Annotated in this window: 24 protein-coding genes; 12 read left to right on the top strand and 12 right to left on the bottom strand. The window is 65.4% G+C overall.

Translation table 11 applies throughout. The annotated features are described in order from the left end of the window. Nucleotides 1-23 precede the first annotated feature (23 nt). Nucleotides 24-632 carry a hypothetical protein gene (locus AC1VVM_RS05180; protein WP_482956023.1) on the top strand — a complete coding sequence of 203 codons (609 nt, stop codon included), beginning with the start codon at nt 24-26 and terminating at the stop codon, nt 630-632. 108 nt (nt 633-740) lie between these two features. On the opposite strand, the gene AC1VVM_RS05175 is transcribed toward AC1VVM_RS05180, so the two are convergent. Next, nucleotides 741-1,175, bottom strand: a complete 435-nt coding sequence (locus tag AC1VVM_RS05175; protein WP_482956022.1) for a c-type cytochrome — start codon at nt 1,173-1,175, stop codon at nt 741-743. Nucleotides 1,176-1,311: 136 nt separating this feature from the next. On the opposite strand from AC1VVM_RS05175, the gene AC1VVM_RS05170 reads away from it, so the two are divergent. The 4 genes from AC1VVM_RS05170 to bla all read left to right on the top strand — a co-directional run bounded on the left by AC1VVM_RS05170 (nt 1,312) and on the right by bla (nt 6,133). Continuing rightward, nucleotides 1,312-2,691 (top strand): MATE family efflux transporter, encoded by a 1,380-nt coding sequence (locus tag AC1VVM_RS05170; RefSeq protein ID WP_482956021.1) that lies wholly within the window; start codon nt 1,312-1,314, stop codon nt 2,689-2,691. Nucleotides 2,692-2,856: 165 nt separating this feature from the next. Beyond that, on the top strand, nt 2,857-3,144 hold the full coding sequence (groES, locus tag AC1VVM_RS05165) for a co-chaperone GroES (RefSeq protein WP_086492655.1): 288 nt from the start codon (nt 2,857-2,859) through the stop codon (nt 3,142-3,144). A 46-nt stretch (nt 3,145-3,190) separates the two neighbouring features. Then, nucleotides 3,191-4,834: a chaperonin GroEL gene (gene groL / locus AC1VVM_RS05160; RefSeq protein WP_132388076.1), complete on the top strand. Its 1,644-nt coding sequence runs from the start codon at nt 3,191-3,193 to the stop codon at nt 4,832-4,834. Between the two features lie 261 nt (nt 4,835-5,095). Then, nucleotides 5,096-6,133, top strand: coding sequence for a class A beta-lactamase (gene bla / locus AC1VVM_RS05155; RefSeq protein WP_132388074.1), 1,038 nt, complete (start codon nt 5,096-5,098; stop codon nt 6,131-6,133). Between the two features lie 96 nt (nt 6,134-6,229). On the opposite strand, the gene AC1VVM_RS05150 is transcribed toward bla, so the two are convergent. Continuing rightward, nucleotides 6,230-6,556: a hypothetical protein gene (locus tag AC1VVM_RS05150; RefSeq protein WP_132388072.1), complete on the bottom strand. Its 327-nt coding sequence runs from the start codon at nt 6,554-6,556 to the stop codon at nt 6,230-6,232. Between the two features lie 243 nt (nt 6,557-6,799). Between AC1VVM_RS05150 and polA the strand changes: the two genes are divergently transcribed. Beyond that, nucleotides 6,800-9,640 (top strand): DNA polymerase I, encoded by a 2,841-nt coding sequence (polA, locus tag AC1VVM_RS05145; RefSeq protein ID WP_482956020.1) that lies wholly within the window; start codon nt 6,800-6,802, stop codon nt 9,638-9,640. Nucleotides 9,641-9,903: 263 nt separating this feature from the next. Further along, nucleotides 9,904-11,043 carry a mechanosensitive ion channel family protein gene (locus AC1VVM_RS05140; RefSeq protein ID WP_482956019.1) on the top strand — a complete coding sequence of 380 codons (1,140 nt, stop codon included), beginning with the start codon at nt 9,904-9,906 and terminating at the stop codon, nt 11,041-11,043. Nucleotides 11,044-11,046: 3 nt separating this feature from the next. On the opposite strand, the gene AC1VVM_RS05135 is transcribed toward AC1VVM_RS05140, so the two are convergent. Next, complete coding sequence (locus tag AC1VVM_RS05135; RefSeq protein ID WP_482956018.1) at nt 11,047-12,021, bottom strand: GGDEF domain-containing protein; 975 nt, start codon at nt 12,019-12,021, stop codon at nt 11,047-11,049. A gap of 168 nt (nt 12,022-12,189) precedes the next feature. Here AC1VVM_RS05135 and AC1VVM_RS05130 point away from each other — a divergent pair, with 168 nt between their 5' ends. Further along, nucleotides 12,190-12,987: a glutaminyl-peptide cyclotransferase gene (locus tag AC1VVM_RS05130; protein WP_482956017.1), complete on the top strand. Its 798-nt coding sequence runs from the start codon at nt 12,190-12,192 to the stop codon at nt 12,985-12,987. A 131-nt stretch (nt 12,988-13,118) separates the two neighbouring features. Here AC1VVM_RS05130 and AC1VVM_RS05125 read toward each other — a convergent pair whose 3' ends face one another. From AC1VVM_RS05125 to AC1VVM_RS05115, 3 genes are all read right to left on the bottom strand, one after another. After that, nucleotides 13,119-15,431, bottom strand: coding sequence for a CDC48 family AAA ATPase (locus AC1VVM_RS05125; RefSeq protein WP_482903008.1), 2,313 nt, complete (start codon nt 15,429-15,431; stop codon nt 13,119-13,121). A gap of 659 nt (nt 15,432-16,090) precedes the next feature. Then, complete coding sequence (locus AC1VVM_RS05120) at nt 16,091-16,873, bottom strand: universal stress protein (RefSeq protein WP_482956016.1); 783 nt, start codon at nt 16,871-16,873, stop codon at nt 16,091-16,093. A gap of 118 nt (nt 16,874-16,991) precedes the next feature. Further along, entirely contained in the window at nt 16,992-17,885 is an 894-nt protein-coding gene (locus AC1VVM_RS05115) for a LysR family transcriptional regulator (RefSeq protein WP_482956015.1), read from the bottom strand. A gap of 87 nt (nt 17,886-17,972) precedes the next feature. Between AC1VVM_RS05115 and AC1VVM_RS05110 the strand changes: the two genes are divergently transcribed. The 4 genes from AC1VVM_RS05110 (at nt 17,973) to AC1VVM_RS05095 (ending at nt 20,753) form a co-directional block, all read left to right on the top strand. Further along, the gene (locus AC1VVM_RS05110; RefSeq protein WP_482956014.1) at nt 17,973-18,680 is read left to right on the top strand and encodes a CoA transferase subunit A; all 708 of its coding nucleotides are present in this window, start codon (nt 17,973-17,975) and stop codon (nt 18,678-18,680) included. Then, complete coding sequence (locus AC1VVM_RS05105) at nt 18,680-19,315, top strand: CoA transferase subunit B (RefSeq protein WP_482903005.1); 636 nt, start codon at nt 18,680-18,682, stop codon at nt 19,313-19,315. The genes AC1VVM_RS05110 and AC1VVM_RS05105 overlap by 1 nt, the downstream gene beginning before the upstream one ends. Before the next feature lie 22 nt (nt 19,316-19,337). Then, nucleotides 19,338-20,030 (top strand): glutathione S-transferase family protein, encoded by a 693-nt coding sequence (locus tag AC1VVM_RS05100; RefSeq protein WP_482903004.1) that lies wholly within the window; start codon nt 19,338-19,340, stop codon nt 20,028-20,030. 177 nt (nt 20,031-20,207) lie between these two features. After that, on the top strand, nt 20,208-20,753 hold the full coding sequence (locus AC1VVM_RS05095) for a glutathione peroxidase (protein WP_482903003.1): 546 nt from the start codon (nt 20,208-20,210) through the stop codon (nt 20,751-20,753). Nucleotides 20,754-20,814: 61 nt separating this feature from the next. Here AC1VVM_RS05095 and AC1VVM_RS05090 read toward each other — a convergent pair whose 3' ends face one another. The 6 genes from AC1VVM_RS05090 to AC1VVM_RS05065 are packed head-to-tail and all read right to left on the bottom strand — an operon-like array spanning nt 20,815 to nt 25,966. Continuing rightward, nucleotides 20,815-21,666, bottom strand: coding sequence for a sulfurtransferase (locus AC1VVM_RS05090; protein WP_482956013.1), 852 nt, complete (start codon nt 21,664-21,666; stop codon nt 20,815-20,817). Between the two features lie 8 nt (nt 21,667-21,674). Then, the gene (locus tag AC1VVM_RS05085; RefSeq protein WP_243652572.1) at nt 21,675-22,202 is read right to left on the bottom strand and encodes a GNAT family N-acetyltransferase; all 528 of its coding nucleotides are present in this window, start codon (nt 22,200-22,202) and stop codon (nt 21,675-21,677) included. Continuing rightward, complete coding sequence (locus tag AC1VVM_RS05080; protein WP_482956012.1) at nt 22,202-22,669, bottom strand: GNAT family N-acetyltransferase; 468 nt, start codon at nt 22,667-22,669, stop codon at nt 22,202-22,204. The genes AC1VVM_RS05085 and AC1VVM_RS05080 overlap by 1 nt, the downstream gene beginning before the upstream one ends. Further along, a complete protein-coding gene (locus tag AC1VVM_RS05075) occupies nt 22,666-23,607 on the bottom strand; it encodes an RDD family protein (protein WP_482956011.1) in 942 nt (313 codons plus the stop codon). The genes AC1VVM_RS05080 and AC1VVM_RS05075 overlap by 4 nt, the downstream gene beginning before the upstream one ends. After that, entirely contained in the window at nt 23,604-24,641 is a 1,038-nt protein-coding gene (locus AC1VVM_RS05070; protein WP_482902999.1) for a stage II sporulation protein M, read from the bottom strand. Before AC1VVM_RS05070 ends, AC1VVM_RS05075 begins: the two co-directional genes overlap by 4 nt. Further along, nucleotides 24,638-25,966 carry a DUF58 domain-containing protein gene (locus AC1VVM_RS05065; protein ID WP_482956010.1) on the bottom strand — a complete coding sequence of 443 codons (1,329 nt, stop codon included), beginning with the start codon at nt 25,964-25,966 and terminating at the stop codon, nt 24,638-24,640. Before AC1VVM_RS05065 ends, AC1VVM_RS05070 begins: the two co-directional genes overlap by 4 nt. Between the last annotated feature and the right edge of the window lie 4 nt (nt 25,967-25,970).

Here is a 25,970-nt window from a genome sequence, read left to right as displayed (position 1 = left end):
AGCGACGAAGGAGGTTTCTTCCCATGCGAATGCCTTCCAAAACCTGCCTTTTCGGCGCGGCCGCACTCACTCTGTTGGGCGCCGGAGTCGCCGAAGCCGCAACCGCGAAGCTGCACACCATGAACGTCAACGCCCCCGACGGTTCGGTGGTGCAGGTCCAGTATTCCGGCGATGTCGCGCCCAAAGTCGAAGTCGTGCCGGCCGATGCGGTGCAGGCGGCCCAGATGCCCGTCATGGCCGATCCCTTCGCCCAGATGGAGCGTATTTCCGCGATCATGGACGCGCGCATGAACGCCATGATGCAGCAGGCGGCATCGATGCAGGCGCACGCCGCGCAGATGCAGCAGCAAGCAGTCGCGAATGGCACGGCCCAGCAAGGCATGCCCGGCCTCACGGTGGTCGGCGACATGCCCCAGGGCGCGCACGTGACTTACTATTCATCGACCACGGACGCCAAGGGCTGCACCCGCTCGGTCTCCTACAGTTCGGACGGTTCGGGCGCAGAGCCGAAGATGACGCAAGCCGCATCGGATTCGTGCGAGGCGGTTGCGCCATCCAACAAGACGATCCCCGTCAAGGCCGAAAAGCCGGTGGAACAGCCGAAGCAGGCCCTGCCCGGCCAGACCATCTGAACCCTCTTTTCCCGGTCTTCACCAGCCCCCATCCCCCTATGAAGACCGGATGAAAGGGCGGCGCCGCTCAATGAAAGCGGCGCCGCCCTTTTTCATGTCACGCCTTTTTCATTTCAGCGTTTCGAGATAGTCGATGATCTCTTTGCGCCGCGCCGCATCGGGCACCATGACGACCATCTTGGTGCCCGGCACCATTTTCATCGGCCCTTGCAGCCAGGTGTCGAGCGACTGGCGATCCCAGGTGATTCCCGATTCCTTGAGCGCCGGGCTGAACGGGAAGCCCTGAACCTCACCCGCCTTGCTGCCGACGATGCCGTGGAGCGTCGGGCCCACGCCGTTCACACCCGCCGTCACCGAATGGCACGAGCGGCAGATCCCGAATGCAGCCGGCGCCGTGTCGGCGACAACCGTCGTCGCAGGCGTGGCAACGGAGCTATCGGCGGCAGCCGGGCCCTGCTCCGCCGACCCTGAACTTGATCCCGAACCGCCGCAGGCAGCCAGCAGCGCAAGCGGCACGGCGACGATCATCGACTTCACATGCATGGAGATCTCCCGATTTGGCGCGACCCTATAGTGGCACTCCCCCAGCGGGAAGTGACTGATCTGCCGAAAGTCCGCAATATGCCCTTGGCGACAAATCCGCTTTCGTTCCCGAACCCCAGGGCCTATCGGCCTGACCATGGCGACGCGTGACCTTCCTTCGACCTTTGGTGCCGAACTGGCCGCGACCTTGCGCCTTGCCGGACCGCTGGCGCTCGCCAACCTGCTGCAGATGGCGGTCTTCGCCACCGACGTGATGTTCGTGGCGCGGCTGGGCCAGCAATCGCTTGCCGCCGCCAGCCTTGCCGTGGCCATCGTCGCGCTGCTGCTGATGGGGCTCAACGGCGTGACCGGCGCGGTCGCCCCGCTGATCGCCGCCGAGATCGGCCGCCGCCGCCACTCCGTGCGCGAAGTCCGCCGGTCGACGCGCATGGCCTTGTGGCTGGCAGTGATCCTGGGGGCCTGCGGCATCGGAGTCTGCCTGTTCGGCGGGGCCTTCATGCACCTGACCGGGCAGGATCCGGACGTGGTCGGCCTTGCCGGGCACTTCATTCGCGTGCTCTCGATCGCAATTGTGCCCATGGCGCTCTCGAACGTCCTGCGCACATTCGTCTCGGCGCTCGGTCGCCCGATCTTTGCCACCGCGATCACGGCATTGTCGATCCTCGTGAACGTACTGGGCAATTACACGCTGGTCTTCGGGCACTTCGGCCTTCCCGCGCTCGGCCTTACCGGCTCCGCGCTGTCCAGCACCATGACCGCTTGCGTGAGCACGCTGGTCTATGCCGTTGCCATTTCGCGCGATCGGCGGCTCCGGCGCTTCCACGTGTTCGGCCGCTGGTGGCGGCCCGAGCCCGAGCGTATGCGCCAGATCCTCGCGCTCGGCCTGCCGATAGCCGGAACCGTGATCGCCGAGGGCGGGCTGTTCAGCGGAGCGGCGTTCCTGATGGGCCGCATCGGCGAGGCGCAGCTTGCCGCGCACACCGTCGCCTTGCAGATCGCCGCCTTCGCGTTTCAGGTACCCTTCGGCGTGGGCCAGGCGGCGACGATCCGCGTCGGCTATCACTACGGCGCGGGCGACAACGGCGGCGTCGGCCGGGCCGGAAGCGCCGCAATCGCCATCGCCATGGCCTTCATGATCGTCTCGGCCTCCACCATGCTGCTGATGCCGCGTCTGATCCTCTCCGCCTATGTCGATGTGACAGCGCCCGAGAATGCCGTGCTGGTCCATTTCGCGCTCGAATTCCTGTTCGTGGCCGCGATATTCCAGCTTACCGACGGGTTGCAGGCTGTCGTGGCCGGGGCGCTGCGCGGCATTCAGGATACCCGCGTGCCGATGATGATCGCCCTGTTCGGCTATTGGGCGGCAGGCTTCGCGACGTCGGTGGCGCTCGGGCTGTTCACCCCGCTGGAAGGCGTGGGCGTGTGGATCGGCCTTGCCGTGGGACTCACGGCGGCGGCGCTGCTGTTGCTGGTGCGCTGGCACGGGCGAGAGAAGTTCCATCTCTCGCCGCTGTAACGCGCTCGTCTCATCGCGAGTCTAAACCGGCTTGAAAAATTTTGGCCGGTCATCGCTTGACGGCGCCCCGGCCCCGAACCATATCCCCGGCGTTGGCACTCCCTGCAAGAGAGTGCCAATTCAGTTTTTATGCCTATTCTGGTTCGTAGGATAAGGGAGAATCCCATGACTTTCCGCCCGCTGCACGACCGTGTTCTCGTGCGCCGCGTCGAAGCCGAGGAAAAGACGGCTGGCGGCATCATCATCCCCGACAGCGCCAAGGAAAAGCCGGCTGAAGGCGAAATCGTCGCCGTCGGCACCGGCGCCCGCGCCGAAAACGGCACCATCACTCCGCTTGACGTCAAAGTTGGCGACCGCGTGCTGTTCGGCAAGTGGTCGGGCACCGAAGTCAAGGTTGGCGGTGAAGACCTGCTGATCATGAAGGAATCGGACATCCTCGGCGTTATCGGCTGAGCATCCTGATTTCCGAATTTTCCAGATTTTCTAAAAGGAATTCAAAATGGCAGCCAAGGACGTAAAGTTCGGCCGCGACGCGCGTGAACGCATTCTGTCGGGCGTCGACACCCTCGCCAACGCCGTCAAGGTGACCCTGGGCCCCAAGGGCCGCAACGTCGTGATCGAGAAGAGCTTCGGCGCTCCCCGCATCACCAAGGACGGTGTCTCGGTCGCCAAGGAAATCGAACTCAAGGACAAGTTCGAGAACATGGGCGCCCAGATGCTGCGCGAAGTGGCCTCGAAGGCCAACGACGCAGCCGGTGACGGCACCACCACCGCCACCGTTCTTGCCCAGGCGATCGTTCGCGAAGGCATGAAGTCGGTTGCCGCCGGCATGAACCCGATGGACCTGAAGCGCGGCATCGATCTCGCCGTCACCAAGGTTGTCGAGAACATCAAGGGCCGTTCGAAGGCCGTTGCCGGTTCCTCGGAAATCGCCCAGGTCGGCATCATCTCGGCCAACGGTGACACCGAAGTCGGCGAGAAGATCGCCGAAGCCATGGAAAAGGTTGGCAAGGAAGGCGTCATCACCGTCGAAGAGGCCAAGGGTCTCGAATTCGAACTCGATGTCGTCGAAGGCATGCAGTTCGACCGCGGCTACCTGTCGCCCTACTTCGTCACCAACCCCGAGAAGATGACGGTCGAACTCGAAAACCCGTACATCCTCATCCACGAGAAGAAGCTGTCGTCGCTCCAGGCGCTGCTTCCGATCCTCGAAGCCGTGGTGCAGTCGGGCCGTCCGCTCCTCATCATCGCCGAGGACATCGAGGGTGAAGCCCTTGCCACGCTCGTCGTCAACAAGCTGCGTGGCGGCCTGAAGATCGCTGCCGTCAAGGCTCCGGGCTTCGGCGACCGTCGCAAGGCCATGCTGGGCGACATCTCCACGCTGACCGCCGGCGAGATGATCTCGGAAGACCTCGGCATTAAGCTTGAGAGCGTCACGCTCGGCATGCTCGGCCAGGCCAAGAAGGTCACCATCGACAAGGACAACACGGTCATCGTCGACGGCGCCGGTGCGGCTGACGACATCAAGGGCCGCGTCGAGCAGATCCGTGCCCAGATCGAAGTCACCACCAGCGACTACGACCGCGAGAAGCTCCAGGAGCGTCTGGCCAAGCTTGCTGGCGGCGTGGCCGTCATCAAGGTCGGCGGTGCGACCGAAGTCGAAGTGAAGGAACGCAAGGACCGCGTCGACGACGCTCTCCACGCGACCCGTGCTGCCGTTGAAGAAGGCATCGTCCCCGGTGGCGGCACCGCGCTGCTCTATGCAACGCGCGCCCTCGAAGGCCTGACCGGCGTCAACGAAGACCAGACCCGTGGTGTGGACATCGTCCGCAAGGCAATCACCGCACCGCTGAAGCAGATCGCTGAAAACGCGGGCCACGACGGCGCCGTTGTCGCCGGCAAGCTGCTTGACGGTTCGGACGAATCGCTGGGCTTCAACGCCGCGACCGACGTGTACGAAAACCTCGTTGCCGCCGGCGTCATCGACCCGACCAAGGTCGTGCGCACCGCGCTTCAGGATGCGGCTTCGGTCGCCGGCCTGCTGATCACCACCGAAGCGGCGATCAGCGAAAAGGCTGACGACAAGCCCGCCATGCCGGCAATGCCCGACATGGGCGGCATGGGCGGCATGGGCGGCTTCTAAGCCAACCACGTCACCGACGCGAATTGGGCCGGAAGGAGCGATCCTTCCGGCCTTTTTCGTTGGTACGCCTTCGACATTCTTGAACCGCGCGCGGCACCGGCGCATTTTCAAACCGAGTCCGAATCCGTCGCGAAAACGACAGGATCGATCTGGTTCCCGCAATTGCCCGTATGCTGCATGCAATTCGTCGCGCGGCGCTGGCGTTTTATCGAATTCGGATTAACTCTAGGGGACGTGAGAAAAGGTAAGGGTGGGTTCTGCATGAACGGGGCAGACAAGCTCCTTGCGCGGTGTTTTGCGGGCACGCAGCGCTTCGTCAGGGTCGCAAGCATCATCGCCGCAGGCGCAGTGTCGTTCGCACCTGCCCATGCGGGCAACGTCAACGATGTGCAGGAATCGTTCGACTCGGTGTTCGGCACCGAAGTCCGGGCGCCGCGATCGTTCTCCAGTGATTTCGAAAGACGGCTGGCGTCCGTTGCCGAAGGCTCGCAGGGCCGTATCGGCGTCGCCGCCGTGGACCTTTCGACCGGCCGGTCGGTGGACGTGCTGGGCAGTCAGCGCTTTCCGATGGCCAGCACCGCCAAGGTCGCCATCGCCGCGACGTTCCTGGAAGGCGTCGACAAGGGCAAGTGGAGCCTTTCCAGCGAATATCCGCTGATGATCCCGGTCGCTTCCGCGCCGTTCTCCAGCTCGGTCGCCCCGGTTCGTCCCGGCGCCTACATGTCGGCGCGCCAGCTTCTCGAACTGATGATCACCCGGTCCAACAACTACGCGACCGATGCGCTTCTCAAGGTCGTCGGCGGCCCGTCCGCCGTCAATGCCTGGGTCCGCCGCGCCGGGATCGACGACTGGCACCTCGATCATGACATCGCCACGATGGTCCGCGACGATGGCGCGATCAATCCCGCCAAAGTGGTCGACAAGCGTGACAGCGCCACCCCGCTCGCCATGGTCCAGCTGCTGACCGGCATCTACCAGGGCAAGTGGCTGACCCCCGAAAGCCGCGACGTGCTGATGGGCGCGATGGGCCGCTGCCTCACCGGCCGCAACCGCATCCGCGCTGGATTGCCCAGCGGCGTGAACGTCTCGCACAAGACCGGTTCACTCAGCAACACGTCGAGCGACGTAGGCATTATCGAGACTGCTGACGGGCGCGCCTATGCCGTGGCCATCTACGTCACCGGTCAAGGCAACCGCCCCGCCCGCGAGGCCCGGATCGCCAGCATCACGCGCACGATCTACGAAGGCTACCTCGCCGACGCCGGAAGCTACAGCCGCACGGCCTCCGCCCAGCGCTGATCCGCAGGCTCCAAAAACGAAAAGCCCCGCCGGAGACGATCCGGCGGGGCTTTTCGTTTGGGAAGGCCCGAACCGAAGCCCGGGCCCTGCTCAACCTCAGTGCTGCGGAGCAGAAGAGTCGTGCGGCTCGTTCTCGGCATTGGTGACGTCGCTGGCGGCAGCGGCGGCATCGGCGGCGGTATCGTCCACGGTCTTTTCGGCGGACTTTGCCGCTTCGCTGGCCGCGTCCTTGGTATCGTCGGCAGCCCGCGCGGCCTTGTCGCCGGCAACGCCCACTGCATCGCCCATGTCGTCGGCGGCCTGCGACACGTCTTCGGCGGCCGAAGTCACGGTGTCCGAAGCGTTCTCCTGCGTCTTCTGCGAGCAGGCGGCGAGCGAAAGTGCGGCGGCGGCGGCAGTCACGGCGATCAGGGTCTTGCGCATGTTTTCAGTCTTCCCTCTTTGCTGAAGTCGAATCCGGGTGCCACTCGCGGGGGTCGCGTGGCCGGCCGCTCCCATCAGGTCGCGCAGAATTAGGCCCCCACAAGCCGCGATTCAAGCATTCGCAGCGAAACCGAGAGATCGGCGGAAGGTTCCCGGGGGAAATCACGTCCCCACGAAATGCAGGCCCCAGGAAATGCACTGGCCCTGCTGACGGCCCGCCCCGGCACTGCTACGGGTTGCGCCATGGATTCCAAGCAGCATCTCTATCTCGTCGACGGCTCGGCCTACATCTTCCGCGCCTATCACCGCCTGCCACCCCTGACGAACCCGGAAGGGACGCCGGTGGGCGCGGTCTACGGCTACACGACGATGCTGTGGAAGCTGGCGGACGACCTCAACAAGGCCGACGGCCCGACTCACCTTGCGGTGATCCTCGATGCCGGCAGCCACTCGTTCCGCAACGATATCTACGACGATTACAAGGCCAACCGCCCGCCGCCGCCCGAGGATCTGGTCCCGCAGTTCCCCTTGATCCGCGACGCCACGCGCGCCTTCTCGCTGCCCTGCATCGAGGAACCGGGCTTCGAGGCGGACGATCTCATCGCCTCCTATGCCCGCGCCGCCACGGCGCAGGGTTGGGACGTGACGATCGTGTCTTCGGACAAGGACCTCATGCAGCTCGTCGGCAAATGCGGCATCGGTGGCGGCTGCGTCGACATGCTGGACACGATGAAGAACCAGCGGATCGACATTCCCGAAGTGGTCGAGAAATTCGGCGTCCCGCCCGAGAAGGTGGGTGACGTGCTGGCGCTGATGGGCGACTCGGTCGATAACGTGCCGGGCGTCTACGGGGTCGGCCCCAAGACCGCGAGCAAGCTGATCCAGGACTATGGCGACCTCGAATCCGCGCTCGCCGCCGCGCCTTCGATGAAGAAGTCGAAGTTGCAGGAACGGCTGATCGAGCAGGCAGAGATGGCGCGCCTGTCCAAGGTGCTCGTCACGCTCAAGGAAGACTGCACGCTGCCAATGGAGCTGGAGGACTTCAAGCTCGACGCCATTCCGCCCGCGCCGCTGGCCGAATTCCTGGGCAAGCATGGCTTCACCAGCCTGCTCAAGCGGCTCGACCTTGGCAACGGCAGCCCCGAGCGGGCCACCCAGCTTCACCCCGCCAAGCCGGCGACCGCAGGCAGCGGCCCCTCCGAAGGCGCCGCGCGCCAGTCGCTGCCGGAATGGCCGGCGGTGGACTACGCCGCCTACGAATGCGTGCAGACCGTCGAGGCGCTGGAGCGTTGGATCGCCCGCGCCCATGCCGCGCACGTGGTTGCCGTCGACACCGAGACCTCGATGCTCGATTCGATGCAGGCGGACCTTGCCGGGATCAGCCTCGCGCTCGGGCCGAACGATGCCTGTTACATCCCGCTCGGCCACGGCGGCACCGACATGTTCGCGGAAAAGCCGGAGCAGGTGCCGCTGGCTACCGCGCTGGCGCTGCTCAAGCCCATGCTGGAAAGCGATGCCGTCCTCAAGGTCGGCCAGAACATCAAGTACGACCTCAACGTCCTCGCCCGCCACGGGATCGAAGTCGCGCCGGTGGACGACACCATGATCGAAAGCTTCTGCCTCGACGCGGGCCGTTCGATTGAGGGTATCGGCGGCGGCCACGGCATGGACGAACTGGCCGAGCGCCACCTCTCGCACAAGACCATGCTGTTCAAGGACGTCTGCGGCACCGGCAAGAAGGCCATCCCCTTCGGCGAAGTCCCGCTGGACCGCGCCACGCCCTATGCGGCCGAGGATGCCGACGTCACCTGGCGGCTCCACGCCCTGCTCGCCCCGCGCCTGTCGGAAGAAGGCGGCACGCGCATTTACCAGCGCGTCGACCGTCCGCTGATCCCCGTCGTCGCCCAGATGGAGCGCCACGGCATCAAGGTGGACCGCGAGAAGCTGGCCGGTCTCTCCAGCCAGTTCGCCGAGGCTATCGGCACGCTGGAAGCCGATATCTATGCCAAGGTCGGCCAGGAATTCACCATCGGCAGCCCCAAGCAGCTGGGCGATATCCTGTTCGACAAGCTCGGCTACAAGGGCGGGCGCAAGGGCAAGTCCGGCCAGTACTCGACCGACCAGTCCATCCTCGAAGGCCTCGCCGCGCAAGGTGCGGAAGTCGCGACCAAGGTGCTCGAATGGCGCCAGCTTTCCAAGCTGCGCTCGACTTATACCGAGGCGCTGCAAGCCGCGATCAACCCGAAGACCGGCCGCGTCCACACCAGCTACAGCCTTGTCGGCGCGCAGACCGGGCGCCTTTCGTCCACCGATCCCAATCTCCAGAACATTCCGGTGCGCACCGAACTCGGCCGCCAGATCCGTGACTGCTTCGTGGCCGAGCCGGGCCATGTCCTGCTTTCCGCCGACTATTCGCAGATCGAGCTGCGCCTTGCCGCGCATATGGCCGACGTGCCGAGCCTCAAGGAAGCCTTTGCCAATGGCGAGGACATCCATGCGCGCACGGCGATGGAGATGTTCGGCACGGTGGACCGCGACACGCGCGGGCGCGCCAAGACCATCAACTTCGCGATCCTCTACGGCATCTCGCGCTGGGGGCTTGCCGGCCGTCTCGGCACCGAGGCGGACGAGGCGCAGGCGATGATCGACCGCTATTTCGAGCGCTTCCCGGGCATCCAGCGCTACATTCACGAAACGCTCGAATCCGTGCGCGGCAAGGGCTATTCGGAAACGCTGTTCGGCCGCAAGACGTGGTTCCCGCGCATCGGTTCGAAGCATCAGGCCGAACGTCAGGGCTCCGAGCGCGCGGCGATCAACGCCCCGATCCAGGGCACCAGCGCCGACATCATCAAGCGTGCCATGGCCCGCATGAACCCAGCGCTGGCCGAAGCGGGCCTCGGTCATGTCCGCATGCTGCTGCAAGTGCACGACGAACTGGTGTTCGAACTGCCCGAGGCGGATGTCGAAGCGGCCTCGGCCGTGATCCGGCACGTGATGGCGAGCGCGGCGGAACCGGCCGTGAAGCTCGATGTCCCGCTTGGCGTGGAAGTGGGCTCCGGCCTGAGCTGGGGCGCGGCGCACTAAGCCCAAGACAAGGGGCCAGCCAGCCGTCCGGAAGCTGGCCCCAACATACTTCCCGCAAAAAAGCACCCCCGCCAAAAACACTTCGTCGCCCCCGCGCAGGCGGGGGCCCCGCTTCCTTCTCGCCACGTCTCAAGAACAAGCGGGGTCCCCGCCTTCGGGGAACGACGGAGGTGTTAGGATGAAACCCTCCGCCAGCCGGGCCAAAACCCCGACGAGACGAAGGATTAGAGGAAACTGTTGCAGTGCAACACGGTTTCCCTCTCATGACAGAGCTGATCGACCGCTACGTCGGTGCCCTGCCTGACTGGGCGGCACAAATCCTCATCGCCGTGATTGCCGGTGCCATCGGCGCGGCCATCGCACTGGCCGTGCACTTTGTGTTGTTCCGCATCCTCAGGCGCATCGTCCGCGCGAGCGTGAGCCAGTCCGACGACATCCTCGTCGCCCGCCTTGCCCGGCCGACGCGCTGGGCCTTCGTGGTCATGGGCGTGGTGCTCGCCGCGCGGCAGACCCCGGCCCTCAGCGCGTTCTGGGAGCGGGTCGCGGGCTTCGTCATGCCGCTGCTGGTGGGCTGGATCGCCATCGCCATCCTCCACTCGCTGGTGGAGGCCATGACGCTGCGCGCGGATATCACGGTGGAGGACAACCGCAGCGCCCGGCGGCGGCGGACGCGGCTCGCGATCCTCAGCCGCATCGCCACTTTCGCCATCGTGTTCCTGACGGTGTCGCTGATGCTGTTCTCGATTCCGGGCGTGATGAAGATAGGCGCCACGCTGATGGCCTCGGCAGGGCTGGCCGCACTGGCGGTCGGCGCCGCCGCGCAGCCCGCGCTCAAGGCACTGATCGGCGGTTTCCAGATGGCGCTGACCGAACCGATCTCGATCGACGATGTCGTCGTTCTCGACGGCGAATGGGGCCGCATCGAGGAGATCCGCACAACCTATGTGGTGGTCAATCTCTGGGACCAGCGCCGTCTTGTGGTGCCGACCACGCGGTTTCTGGAGGACACCTTCCAGAACTGGACCAAGACCACGTCGCAGCTTCTCGGCACTGTGATGATCTACCTCGATCCGGGAATCGACGTGGCGCCGCTGCGCGAGGAATATACGCGCGCCGTCACCGCCCACCGCCTCTTCGACGGGCGCGCGCAAGTGCTGCAAGTGACCGACCACAAGGCCGAGGCCATGGAAGTGCGCCTGCTGATGAGCGCGCGCGACGGATCGACGCTGTTCGACCTGCGCTGCGCCATGCGCGAGCACATGCTCGACTGGATCCGCCGCGAGATGCCCGAGGCACTGGTTCGCCGCCGCACCTTGCAAGTGGCGCCGGTGGAACTTGCCCCCGGCCCCGCGCTGGCCGAAGCCGTGGCCGAGTTCGGCGACCGTCGGGCCAATTCGAGTTGAAGCTTAGAGCCGGGTTGCCATGACCCGGTTACGGCCATCCTGCTTGGCCAGGTAAAGCATGTCGTCCACCGCGCGGATGAAGTCGCGCGGATGATCGGCGTCGGTGGGGACAATCGTGCCCGCGCCGATGCTGACGGTGACGCAGTCGCTGCACTCCGATCCCGCGTGGGGCACCTTGAGCCCGGCAATGGCACTCCGGCAGCGTTCGGCAAGGGCCTTGGCCTCTTCCCCACCGGTTTCCGGCAGGAGCAGCACGAACTCTTCGCCGCCGAAACCGGCCACCACGTCGCGCGGGCGGCCACCGGCCTGCTTTAGCGCTTCGGCCACTTCCACCAGGCATTCGTCGCCGGCGACATGGCCATAGTTATCGTTGAACTGCTTGAAGTGGTCGAGATCGAGCAGGACGAGCGAAAGCGGCTGGCCGCCCCGGCAGGCCGCCTTCCACTCGGTGTCGAGGTGCAGATCGAACATGCGCCGGTTGGACACGCCGGTAAGGGCATCCTCGAAGGACAACGTCTCCAGCCGCTTGTGCATGTCGACCAGTTCCTGCTCGGTCTTCTTGCGTTCGGAAATGTCGAACATGAAGCCGATCAGGCTGTCCACCTCGCCGTTTTCCTTGCGCATCACATGAACGACATCGCGGATCCAGACGTAGCCGTTGTCCTTGGTCAGCGCGCGATAGTCGGCCTCGTGATCGACGCCCGCCATCGATTGCGAGACGCAGAATTCCACCACCGTCTCGCGGTCCTCGGGATGCATGCGCGCCACCCAGTCGTCGATGGTTTTCCAGCTATCGCGCTGCCAGCCGAGCAGCGGTTCGATCTGCGGGCCGATATAGGCGAACGTCATGGTCGCCCAGTCGATCCGCCAGGGAATCGCCAGTGTCGATTCGAGCAGGGTCTTGTAAACGGCGGGATCGCTGGCGAAGGCATCAGCCTCGGCGGCGGCGCTTGCCTCGTTGGCGGCGGACAGGGTCATGACGGAAATCCTCACGCCGTGGTTAACAGTATATGCCCGAATTACCCTGAGATTATGCCTCTCTCCGTTGCCAGATGGTTAATCGAAAGCGCAGCCGGTCGCACTTTGTGGCCTCAAACCGCGCTCGGGGGCTTGCGGGGCGCAAACGAGTACGGCAGTCGCTGGCGCATGGTCCGTTCCGCAGCCGTCGCTCGCACCCGCAAGGTTCCCGGTATTTTCGTCGCGCTGGCCGCGCTGGCCGGGCCGGCGGCGACCGCGCATGCGGAGCCGGTGCCGACTTGCAGCTACCGCGTGGACGCCACCTTCCCGCACGATCCGGGCGCCTTTACCGAGGGGCTCTTCTATTCCAACGGGCTGCTTTACGAGAGCACCGGGCGCGAGGGCGCCTCGCGCATCGTTGTGCGCACGCTGGAGGATGCCACGCCGATCACGCAAGCGGCGATCGATCCCTCGCTGTTCGGCGAGGGCATCATCGATTGGAAGGACCAGATCATCAGCCTGACCTGGCGCGGCGGGCAGGGTTTCCGGTGGGACCGCAAGACGCTGAAGCCGGTCGGTTCCTTCAGCTACGAAGGTGAAGGCTGGGGCATGACGCGCAACGGCAATGTCATCTATCAGAGCGATGGATCGTCCAGCCTGCGCCTGCGCGATCCCGCCACCATGCACCAGACCGGCACTCTGGCCGTCACCGCCGATGGCCAACCGGTCGACAACCTCAACGAACTCGAATGGATCGACGGCGAGATCTGGGCGAACGTCTGGATGACCGACCGCATCGCCCGCATCGATCCGGCAACCGGCCATATCAAGGCCTGGGTGGACTTTTCCGGCCTGCGCCGGGGCGACGGCGCGTTCGGCATGGATTCGGTGCTCAACGGTATCGCCTGGGACGCGAAGAAGAAGCGCATTTTCGTGACGGGCAAGAACTGGAACGGGATCTACCAGATCACGCAAGTCTGTCCCTGAGACGTTGTCCGATACTGGACTGGACTGATCCCAGCCTCCGCGGGGATGACGGGAAGTGTTGAGATTAAGGGAAGTGTTGGGATTAAGAGTGCAGGGTGAGCAGGGGGCGGTCGTCACCCCCTGCCCGCTCATCACTCGCCGTGCTTTTTCGGCCGGGTCGGCTCCACCATCCCCGGCGTAATGAAGCCGAGCGGGGCAACTTCCATCGCCCGCTTCTTCAATTCGCCCTTCATGCGCGAATATTCGTCCTCCATCTCCTCGGTCACGGTGGCGCGGCTATCGTCGAGCGCATCTTCGAAGTCGGCCCTGGTCACCGCTTCCACGTCGGCCCCGCGCTTGCGGATGGCGATCAGACCGGCGCGGCGCACCACGTCTTCCAGATCGGCACCGGTAAAGCGCTGGGTGCGCGCGGCGATGTCCTTGAGCGAGACATCGTCCGCCAGCGGCATCTTCGCGGTGTGGATGCCAAGGATATGCACGCGTCCGGCCTCGTCCGGCGTACCGACATAGACCAGCTCGTCGAAACGGCCGGGTCGCAGCAGCGCCGGGTCGACCAGCGTCGGCCGGTTGGTGGCGCCGATGAGCACTACCGATTGCAGCTCCTCCATCCCGTCCATCTCGGCGAGGATGGTGTTCACCACGCGGCCGGTCACTTGCGGCTCACCCATCGAACCGCTGCCGCGCGCGGGCACGAGGCTGTCGATCTCGTCGATGAAGATGACGCAAGGCGCCACTTGCCGCGCGCGGGCGAAGAGCCGGGCGATCTGCTGCTCGCTTTCGCCATACCACTTCGACAGCAGGTCCGAGGACTTGATCGAGATGAAGTTCGCCTCGGCCTCCTTGGCCACGGCCTTGGCGAGCAGCGTCTTGCCGGTGCCCGGAGGTCCAAAGAGCAGGAAGCCCTTGGCCGGGCGGATGCCCAGCTTGCGGAACGCTTCCGGATTCTTCAGCGGCAGTTCGACGCCTTCCTGAAGCTTGAGCTGCGCCTCGTCGAGCCCGCCGATATCGGACCAGCCGATGTTCGGCACTTGCACCATCACCTCGCGCATCGCCGAAGGCTGGACACGCCGCAGCGCTTCCACGAAGTCCTCGCGTGTGACCTGCAGGCTTTCCAGCAGGTCGGACGGGATCGTCCGCGCCTCAAGGTCGAGCTGCGGCATGATCCGCCGCACCGCCTCGATCGCCGCCTCGCGCGCGAGCGCGGCAATATCGGCGCCGACGAAGCCGTGCGTGGTACGGGCCAATTCCTTCAGGTCTACCTGATCGCCCAGTGGCATGCCGCGCGTGTGGATGCCCAGGATCTCGCGACGACCGCTCTCGTCCGGCACGCCGATCACGATCTCGCGGTCGAAACGGCCGGGCCGGCGCAGTGCCTCATCAATGGCATCGGGCCGATTGGTGGCGGCGATGACGACCACGTGGGCGCGGCTGTTCAGCCCGTCCATCAGCGTGAGCAGTTGCGCGACAAGGCGCTTCTCCGCCTCGCCGTGGACCTGATCGCGCTTGGGGGCGATGGAGTCGATCTCGTCGATGAAGATGATCGCGGGCGCGGCCTTGGCCGCGGCGTCGAACACCTCGCGCAGCGCCTTCTCGCTGTCGCCATAGCCGGAACCCATGATTTCCGGCCCGTTGATCGAGAAGAAATTCGCCTCGCTCTCGTTGGCGACCGCCTGCGCGAGACGGGTCTTGCCCGTCCCCGGCGGGCCGTGCAGCAGCACGCCCTTGGGCGGCGCCACGCCCAGGCGGGTGAACAGCTCGGGATAGCGCAGGGGCAGCTCCACCATCTCGCGCAATTGGCGGATAGTGTCGCTCATCCCGCCAACGTCATCGTAATTGACGTCGCCGCGCGCCGCTTCGGCTTCCTCGAACAGTTCGCGCAATTCGACTTCGGTGTGCTCGTCGATATGGACGATGCCGCGCGGCGTGGTCGAAACGACATTGAGACGTATCTGCGTCAGTGCGAAAGCCGGCGCATTGAACATGCGGCGCAGTTCGGGCGGAATGTCCGCGACCTGCTGCTGGCCGGTGGTGGCGACGATATCCCCCTGCACCATGCTGCGGCCGAAGAAGTTACGCTTGAGCGCGGCGGACGGGCCCTGCAGGCGCATGTCCTTCTGCGCGGGCGCGAAGACCACGCGCTGCGCGGCGCGCGATTCCGCCTTGCGAACAGTGACATGATCGCCCGAGCCGACTTCGGCATTGACGCGCTGAAGACCGTCGAGGCGGATTACCTGAAGCTCTTCGTCCTCGGGATAGGCCAGGACTGCGCGTGCCACGGTGACGGCCTTGCCGGAGATTTCCAGCACATCGCCTTCCATCGCGCCGATCGCCGAAAGCGACCCGCGCGACAGCCGGGCGATGCCCTGGCCGCTTTCCTCCTGCCGGGCCGCCGCGACTTGCAGCTTGACCACGCGTTCGTCCACCTGAGTTGGGGCTTCCGCCATGAGATTCCTTTCCGGCTCCCGATGCCGATGGGGGGCGCCCGCTTTGCGAAACGGACGCGATGGGAACTTGATCAAGGAACTAGGTATGCGTCTGTCGGATTTCAAACGGGTCAGACACCGGAATGCCGCGCGGAAAACCCGGAGGCGACGGGAAGCGCGTCCATTTCGCCCATCTTCGATGGACAAAAAAAGGCCCGGACGTTGCCGACCGGGCCGTGGAAGTTTTGGGAGAGGATGCCTGAAAGGCAAGTTCTGTATGACTCCCCGGCGTCGATTGTGCAAGTGCGAAAGCCCGAAACTGATGTTGCAAATTATGCAATCGCTGTTGCAAACCATCGAACTACACCGCGTAATATCTATAAAATGACGGAATTACTGTGAGTTACAAAGTGAATCGGGGTTCAACGTTGATGGAAGGGCAATCGGCTGGGCGATGGATCGGGCCACTGCTGCGCCCGTTTTCTGCTGCGCCGCGATATCTCCTCACCCAGGTTAGCAATTTGCGCGGAGTCGGCGCGCCCGTTTCAGGCGGTCGAACCGATTTGGGGGTAATCTTGCCGGACAGAAACGCGCGCCCCCTTTAACGACGCGATAAAACTGGCCGGCCCCGTAGTGACGGAGCCGGCCATGGGTGAATTTGCCGTGAGATTTGCGGGCGATCAGTGTGCGAAAAGCAGGGCCGGCGCCTCGGCATTGGACAGGAAGTAGGCGGTCACGCCGCCGAACAGGAACTCGCGCATGCGGCTCTTGCCATAAGCCCCCATGACCAGCAGTTCGGCGTGGGCCTGTCGCACGGCCACGGCCAGCGTCTCCTCGGTCGAGCCGCGCCGTTCGAGTTCTTCGAGTTCCGCGTGAATGCCGCTGCGCGACAGATAGCGCAGCGCGTCGGTGGCGGGAAAACCGCCGGGCTTTTCCGTCACCGTCACGACTTTCACAAGCTGGCAACTCGCCAACAGCGGGATCGATGCCTTGAGCGCGGCGGCCGATTGCTCGCCGCCGTCCCAGGCAATCACCGCGCGGCGGATCGGCAGGCTCAGCCCGCCCTCGTCCGGCAGCGCCAGCACCGGCGCCCGGGCCGACAAGGCCACATCACCGACAATCCCGCTCGACCGCGAGAGCACCACCAGATCGACCAGCCGCGCCGCCGAAGACAGTGCCGGCACCGGATCGTCCTCGCTGCGCACGACTTCGAAGGGCACGTCACCGCGTGCAAGCCGCGCTTCGATCGCTTCGGCTGCAGCGTCATCATCGGCCCGGGCCTTGTCCAGCGCCTCGCTGATGACATAGCTGCCGCCCATCGGATCCATCGCGATATAACGCGAGACCGGAGTGTCCACGAGGACGGTGACATGACCGCCAAGCAGCCGCGCCAGTTCGAGTGCGATATCGACGCGCGCGTCGCTTGCGGGCTTGCGGTCGGCGTTCACGAGTATCGAGCGCATGGCATTCCTCCGTCTATCGGATCCACCCTAGTGCGCAGGTATGCAGCCACCATGATCCAGATCAAAGCCCCAATTGCCCCTGCGCATTTTACCGCATCCACCTGAGGGCATGAAGTTTTCAGAGGCCGGTACCGTGGCCGATGCTGTCGATGGAGAGCCGCGCGGCTCGTTCGAACAGGTCCAGCACCACGGCCTCCCGCTCGCGTGTGCGGATCGCTGCTTCGAAGTGGATGCGCCGCGCGGGGCGAGGCAGGATTTCAACCAACGTGCCCACGCCAAGTTCCCCCCGCACCATGATTTCGGGCAGGACCGCCGCGCCCTGCCCGCAAGCGACGATCTCGATCAGCGTGCGCACTTTGTTGCAGGTGTTGAACGAGCGCGGCACCGGCCCGCCGGTTTCGAAAGCGGCCATCGTTACCGCATGGAGCGGCGAATGGTCGGGCAGCGACCACACCGGCAAGGGCTGCACGAACCCGCCCGCGGCGGCTACGGCCGGGCTCGCCGCCCAGACCAATTCAACCGCGCCGATCGGTGCGGTGCGGATGCCGGGGCTGGCCACGGGACCGGCGAGAAACACGATATCGCGCGTGCCTGCCAGCAATTGCTGGAGCAGGCGCGCGGTCAGGTCGAGTTCGATCTCCATGGTAACGCCTGGCCGCTCGCGCTCGATGGCGGCGATGAAGCCGGGAAGGCAACTGGCCGCCGCAATCTCGCCCGAGCCGATCCGCACGCTGCCGGTCGCGCACGCGAAGTCGCTGGCTTCGAGCAGGGCCTGTTCCAGCCCCTGCCGCAGCGGTTCCGCTGCCTCGACCAGTCGCCGCCCTCGCGCGGTCAGCACCATGCGCCGCCCGTCGCGCTGGAACAGTGGTACGCCGAGTTGTTCCTCGATCTCCCGCACGCGGGCCGAGATGGCAGGCTGCGTGGTATTGAGTCTTTGTGCCGCACCTGCGAACGTGCCGAGCCTATCGATCCACATCAGCGTTTCGAGGTGGAAGAGGGCAATGCGTTTCATAATGTCTGATTATCGAATCCGATAAAAAACAATCGCTATTCGTAATGGGATTGGCTGTCTAGGTTCGCTTCCAAACGGGAGAACAGCATGAACAAGATCTACCCCAGCGCCTCTGCCGCGCTGGACGGACTGCTGAAGGACGGCCTGCTGATCGCCGCCGGTGGCTTCGGCCTTTGCGGCATCCCCGAACGCCTGCTCGACGCAGTACGCGATTCGGGCGTGAAGGACCTGACTTTCGCCTCCAACAACGCCGGCATCGACAACGAGGGTATCGGCAAGCTGCTGCGCACCAAGCAGGTTTCGAAGATGATCTCGTCCTACGTGGGCGAGAACAAGGAGTTCGAGCGCCAGTTCCTCTCGGGCGAACTGGAAGTCGAATTCTGCCCGCAAGGCACCCTGGCCGAGCGCATGCGCGCGGGCGGCGCCGGCATTCCGGGCTTCTATACCAAGACCGGCGTCGGCACCCAGATTGCCGAGGGCAAGGAAGTGAAGACCTTCCGGGGCGAGGAATATATCCTTGAGGAAGGCATCTTTGCCGACCTGTCGCTCGTGAAGGCATGGAAGGCGGACGAGACCGGCAACGTCGTGTTCCGCAAGACCGCGCGCAACTTCAACGTGCCCGCCGCCACCTGCGGCAAGGTCTGCGTGGTCGAGGTAGAGGAGATCGTCCCAACCGGCTCGCTCGATTCGGACGGCATTCACCTGCCCGGCGTCTTCGTCCAGCGTCTGGTGTTGGGCGCGCCTTACGACAAGAAGATCGAATTCATGACCACCCGCGAGAGGGAGACCGCCTGATGTCCTGGAGCAGAGACGAAATGGCCGCCCGCGCGGCACAGGAGCTTCAGGACGGGTTTTATGTGAACCTTGGCATCGGCATCCCGACTCTGGTGGCCAACCATGTGCCTTCGGGCATGACGGTGACGCTCCAGTCCGAAAACGGCATGCTCGGCATCGGGCCCTTCCCTTACGCCGATGAAGTCGACGCCGACCTCATCAATGCGGGCAAGCAGACGGTAAGCGAACTGCCGCAATCGGCCTATTTCGACAGTGCCACAAGCTTCGGCATGATCCGCGGCGGGCACATCGATCTGGCCGTGCTGGGCGCGATGGAAATTGCCGAGAACGGAGACATCGCCAACTGGATGATCCCCGGCAAGATGATCAAGGGCATGGGCGGCGCGATGGACCTCGTGGCCGGCGTGAAGAAGATCATCGTGGTGATGGAGCACAACGCCAAGAACGGCGATCCCAAGTTCATCCCGGCCTGCACCCTGCCGCTGACCGGCAAGAACGTGGTCGACATGATCGTCACCGACCTCGCCGTGTTCCAGCGGCCCGACCACCAGAGTCCGTTCAAGCTGATCGAACTCGCTCCGGGCGTGACGCCCGACGAAGTCGCCGCTAAGACCACGGCGCACTACATAACCTGACGCCCGCAAAGGAGAGTTCCGGATGGCTTACACACTGATCACCGCCAATCGGAACTACTCCAGCTGGTCGCTACGGCCATGGGTGCTGATGAAGGCGCTCGGCATCGATTTCACCGATCGGATCGAGCCCTTCACCTCCCCCGCCAATTACGACGCGTTCCGCAGCTTCTCGCCCACCGGGCAAGTTCCCGCGCTGCTCGACGGCGAGCGGACGGTGTGGGATTCGCTCGGCATCACGCTTTATCTGGCAGACCGCCACGCCGGTATCTGGCCGCAGGACGAAGCGGCGCGGGCCTTCGCACAATGTGCCGTCGCCGAAATGCACGGCGGCTTCTCGGCCCTGCGCAACGATTGCACGATGAACGTCGGCGTACGCGTGCGCCCCAAGACGATGCGCCCGGCGCTGGTGCGTGACGTCGCCCGCCTGCGCGAGATTTTCAGCGAAGGCCTGTCGCGCTTCGGCGGCCCTTGGCTGGCAGGCGAAAGCTTCACTGCGCTGGACGCTTTCTTCGCGCCCGTGGCCTATCGCATCCGCACGTATGGCCTTGATGTCGGCACGTGCCAGACCTGGGTCGATACCGTGCTCGATCACCCGGCGATGAAGCAGTGGGAAGCCGAAGCCCTCGCCGAAACATGGCGCGAGGAGGGGCACGAAGCCGAACTGGCCGAGTGCGGCGACATCATCGCCGACTATCGATCCGCTGCTGGGGCCTGATCGCAACGGGGGTCGACGCGCTTCGCCGGGGCGATCCTATTTCCTGTGCCGATGATCTCGAATGGATTTCGTCCATAACCGGGCAACCGTCGTGAACGCGGCGTCTTGCCCGCGTCATCGAGCTGGCGCAGTCTCCCGCACCAAACCACCCGATCGTTTCCAAGGGAGAATCCCCGCATGACCGAGATCGCCGCTATCCCGCTGACCCGCATCGACGGCAGCACCGACAGCCTTGCCAATCATGAGGGCAAAGTGCTGCTGGTGGTCAACGTCGCCTCCAAGTGCGGGCTCACGCCGCAGTACGAGGGCCTCGAAAAGCTCTACGAAGAGTACAAGGGCAAGGGCTTCGAAGTGCTCGGCTTCCCGGCCAACGACTTCGGCGCGCAGGAGCCCGGCACGAACGAGGAAATCGTCGAGTTCTGCCAGCTCAATTACGGCGTCTCGTTCCCGTTGTTCACCAAGGCGGACGTTACCGGCGAAGCCAAGCAGCCGCTCTATGCCGCGCTGACCGATGCCATCCCGACCAAGCAGGGCGATGTCGAATCGATGAAGGAGCGCTTCAAGGGTTACGGCATGACGCCCAACGACGATCCCGAAGTGCTGTGGAACTTCGAAAAGTTTCTGATCGCGCGTGACGGCTCGGTTGTCGGTCGTTTCGCGCCGGGCACGGCGCCGCAGGATCCACTGCTGGTGGACGCGATTCAGGCCGAATTGGCGAAGTAAGCCACTACCGCTTCAAATTGGCGCCGTCCCTGCGAATGCAGGGGCGGCGCTTTCGCGTGGATCAGTCCGCGCCGGTCGCCACCGGGCGTATGGGATCGGCAATCCACTCGCTCCACGAACCCGGGTAGAGTTGGGCTCCAGCAAGCCCCGCATGCGCCATGGCGAGCGCGTTGTGGCACGCGGTCACGCCCGAGCCGCAGGACAGGATCGCCGGCTTTCCGCCCAGCAACGCGGCGAATTCGCTCGCCAGCTCATCCGCCGCGCGGAAGCGTCCATCCGAGCCAAGATTGTCACGGAAGAAGCGATTGCGGGCGCCGGGAACATGCCCTGCCACCGGATCGAGCGGATTGGGATCGCCCCGGAAACGCGACGGATCGCGCGCATCGAGCACTTGCGCGGCCCCGACCTCGATATTCGCCAGCACATCGCCGGCACTCACAGGTGCCGCCACCAGCGCATCACCGGCGACAAAGTCTCCCAGCCTCGCGGGGGCGGGTTCTCCGCTCTCCAGCGGCAGTCCCGCTGCGGTCCAGGCCTGCTTACCGCCATCGAGCACGGCAACCGGCGCATGGCCCATCCAGCGCAGCAGCCACCACGCCCGCGCCGCCCAGGCACCGCCGTTTGAATCGCAGGCGACCACCTGCTGGCCCTGCCGCAGCCCCACCGAACGCAGGTAGGCCGCAAAAGCCACGCGCGAAGGGAGCGGATGACGACCGTTCCGCCCGTCCGGAGGAGAGGCAAGGTCATCGTCGAGATGAGCATAACGCGCGCCCGGCAAATGCCCGGCGCGATAGGCCTCGCGGCCCTTGTCCGGCATGCCCAGTTCGAATTCGCAATCGAGAATCAGCACGTCCTCGCCCGCGGCGAGCAGCGCGTGAAGATCGGCAACCGCGATCAGCGTTTCATAAGCCATGGCGTAGCTTAGCCGAGCAGGCGGGCGAAAAGGAATTCCTCGTCGCGCTGTTCGCCGACCATGAAGTGGATGTCGGCCACTTTGGCAAAGCCGTAGCGGCCATAGAACTTCTGCGCGCCGTCATTGCCGCTCCAGACCGAGAGCTGGATCTCGTCCGCGCCGTGATCCCGCGCCGTATCGAGCGCCCAGTCCATCAGCCGCGCGCCGATGCCGCGGCCGGTCACGTCCGGGTCGGTATAGAGCTGCTTGAGTTCGATCACCCGCGCACCGCGCGCATGCTCGGCCCAGCCGCAAGTCATGACCAGCTTGCAGAAGCCAAGCAATTGCCCGTCCGCCTCAGCCAGCATCACCCGCATCGCCGGATCGGCGATTTCCTTGGCGATCTTGGCCTCGCTATGCGATTCGGCCAGGAAGTTCGACAGGTCTTCCGGGCGGTACATGTCCCCGAACTTGACGATGAAGCTGCGGGCACCGAGTTCGGCCAATGCGGCGGCGTCGGCCGGAGTGGCGAGGCGCAGGTTCAAAGTGGCGTCCATCACAGTTCTTTCGTCATGCAAATCGAGAAATCGTCGGAAACATAGTCCCCGAATGGCGGGCATTCGCTGAAGCCATGCGCGCGGTAAAGGCCCTGCGCGGGGTGGAACGGTTCGGGCTTGCCGGTCTCCAGGCTGACCCGAGTGTAACCGCGTGCCCGGGCCTCTTCCAGCAGGTGCAGCAGCAGCGCCTTGCCCACGCCCTTGCCCCGATATTCGGGCGCCGCGCGCATCGACTTCAGCTCGCCGTGGCCCGCATCGAGGTGTTTGATCGCGCCGCATCCGGCCAGGTGCTCGCCATCCCAGGCCGAGAAGAACGTCACGTCCTTCTGCTGCAGGCGCTCGGCGGGCATGGCGTGGACGCTCTCAGGCGGGGACCACTTGTGCATCTCATCAAGGTGGAACTGGAGCAGGTCCAGCACCGCCCGACCCGTCAGGTCATCCTCGACGATGGTCAATGCGAGCGTCAACGCGGATCCCCGGAATGCTTGTCGGCCTTGCGGCGGCCCATGCGCATGCCCGCTTCGAGCCGGGCACGCAACTGGGTGTAATAGGCTTCCAGGAAGGCGTGCTCGTCATTCCAGCCATCGTTGCGGCCGATCTTGTGGGCGATCGTCTGGTAGACGCTTTCCGTCGCCGGAGCCCGCTTCTCGCGCAGCACGCGTTCCAGCGCCTGAAGCTCGTATTCGCCGTAGACCGCCAGTTCCGCCTCGGAAAAGCGGTATTCGCGCTGCGGCGCGGCGCCGAAATGCGCGTCCTCGTCCGGGTGCATCGCAGTGCCGACCGACAGCGCCGCCTCCAGCTTGCGGCGCGGCCGTTCGACCACCCACGATCCGGCAATCACGTCGCCCGCGCGCAAGCTGTCGCGGTTGAACAGCGGGAACAGCAGGAAGATCGCAAACCAGCCCGCCGCCGCCAGCCAACCGAGACCGCTGGCAACCCCGGCCATGGCAATGAACACGATCGGCAGGAACAGTTCGACATCCCGCAGCAGGTTGCGCGCGATCACCATTTCCGCCGTCAGCCGTCCGCCATCGCGCGCGGCGATGCGGATACCGGCCAGCCGCTTGCCCGGCGTCGCGCCGCGCGGGCCCAGCTCGAAGAACAGGAAATAGGCATTGCGCAGCAGGAACATGGCAATGATCCACAGGACCGCCAGAAACTGCATGGCATGGCCCGCCGCATTGTTCTGGCTGACCGCGTGGTCGACTTTCTCCAACCCGCCGGCGACCGACGCGAGGATCAGCAACATCCCGACAATTACCAGGATAATGACGATGAAATCGAGGATCAGCGCCCCCAGTCGCGAGCCCCGGCTGGCGACGGTGATCGGCAGCGTGATCCCTTCCGGCGTCACCAGCAGACGATCGCGCGACGATCCGCGATGGCGCGAGGGCGAGCGGCTCATGCCCGGCGCACTCCGGCATGATTGCCGCGGAATGCGAAGAAATAGGCGCACCAGAGGGTCAGCATGAAACCGCCGATGACGAAGCGTCCGAACGTCTGGTCCACCAATTGCCGCGCGAAGCCTTCCAGCAGTGCGGCAACCATCAGCATCAGCACCACCCCGGTCATGACCACGGCCGCGCGGCACCCTGCCTCGGACGCCGCCTGAAGCACCGGACGGTTGCCGGGAAAGGCGATCGAGCGGCCCACGTGGAGCCCGGCCGCGCCCGCCAGCAGGATCGCGAACAGCTCGGTCGTCCCGTGCACCGCCAGCCAGCCGATGAAGTCCACCAGCAGGCCCTGCCCATGGAACAGCCAGAGCATCGCGCCCAGCGAAGCGGTGTTCTGCACCAGCAGCAGCAGCGTCGGCACGCCCAGCGCAAAGCCGAAGGCGAAGGCCATGATCGAGACCTGGGCATTGTTGCTGAACAGGCCCGCGGCAAACACGCTCATGCCCGATTGCCCGGAATTCCCGAAGATCGCCCCGTGCAGCACCTCACGCGTGGCGCCGGGTACGCGGTTGCCCGCCATTCCCGGCGAGACCATGGCGAAATACCATTCGGTATCGTGCGCGACCAGCAGCCAGCCAACCACCGTGCCTGCCACCATGACGGCAAACGCGATCAGCACATCGACCCAGATCGACCGCACCGCCGCGCTCAAGCCGCCGCCCAGGAAGCCGCGCAGCCAGTCCCATAGAGACGAGCGCGGACCGTAGACCACGAACCAGGCCCGCTGCACCAGCGCTTCGAGATAGGCGAGCGTCGCCGCGTCGAGCGAGGTTTCGCGCGCGATCGACAGGCTGGAGGCGACCGTGCGGTAGAGCCCGGGCAGTGCCAGCAGATCCTCGTCGGAAAGGCGGCGCAACCGCCCCTTCTCCATCCGCGTGACGATGGCTTCAAGCCGCTGCCAGTCAGCCTCCCGCTCCAGCCGGAAGCGGTCCGAGCGCAGCGCCGCGCGGGCGATTGCGGTGGCTTCGGTCGATGGGGCGTTCATCCGATGGATCCTGCGCGCTTGATGGCGAGATAGGCGTCGATCAGCCGGGTGCCGATACTGGCATGGGAAGCCTCGATCACCTCGACCCCGAGCTGGCGCAACTGGCGCGTTACCAGCGCGCGCTGGCGTAGCAGCAGATCGGCCGAGACCGCCATCGACAGCGTCTCCATGTCATCGGGTGCGGCGGCCGAAATGCCCTCCAGCTCCTCGTCGGCAATGGTGACGAACAGCACGAGATGGCGCGCGACCAGCCGCCCGATCGATTCGATCATGAGCTGCGCGCTCGTCGGGTCGGTGAATTCGGAAAAGACCACGATCAGCGAGCGGCGCTCCAGTTGCGCGGCCAAAGTCGCCAGCGCCAGCGTGAAATTGGGCTCTTCCGAGCGGTATTCGAGCCCGGCGGCGGCGCGCTGGAGGCGGTGGAAATCGCGCGAGGCGGCGACGAACGGCGTGGAGACTTCGGGCTTCGAGGCAAAGCCGAACAGCGCCACCCGGTCCCCGCCCTTCAGCGCGACGTAGCCGGTAGCCAGCGCCGCCGAAACGGCGCGGTCAAGGCGGGGCATCCCGTCCACCGGCTCGCACATCGACTGGCCGCAGTCGAACGCGAAGACGATCTGGTTGTTGCGCTCGACCTCGTATTCCTTGGCATAGAGGTGGACGTGGCGCGCCGACGATTTCCAGTCGATCCGGCGGCGGTCCATGCCCGGTTCGTATTCGGCGAGCGCTTCGAACTGCGTGCCCTCACCCCGGATGCGCCGCGCGAGCACGCCGAACTGCGCGTCCTTCAGCAGGATCTGCAAGGCCGGCGAGCGCACGGCGGAAACATTGGGCCAGACCCGCACCTCCTCATCGAGATCACCCGCCAGCTGCCGCGCGCCAAGCCCGAGCGGGCCGGTCCAGCGCAGCCAGCTGCGGCTGACCTTGCCGGTGCCCCGGCGCGAGGGGCGGAACGCCAGATCCCCGCGCCAGCCCGTTTCGCCCCGCGCCAAGGCGAACGTCGCGCGCCCGCCGGCAACCAGCCGGGGATCGCAGGCCAGTGCGACATCGACGCGCGAGGCACGTCCGCCCCGCAGCACGACCTCCGCCGCCAGCGAGGCCTCCGCCCCCACTTCGACATCGCCCGGCACGGTCACGCGGAACTGCTCGGCCCGTCCGGCCAGCAGCGCATCGACGAAGACCAGTGCGAAAACCGCGAGCCCGACGATCGGCGCCGCGATCCATGCCTCCGGCCGCGTCGAACCGATCACCAGCGCGACCGGCGCCGCCAGCGCCAGCAGCGCGGCGGCGCGCACGGTCGGAACCATGGGGGCGAAACGCAGGCTCATCGGG

This window comes from Novosphingobium sp. BL-S-33 (assembly GCF_056857025.1).
This window is presented reverse-complemented; position numbering and strand designations above follow the sequence as displayed.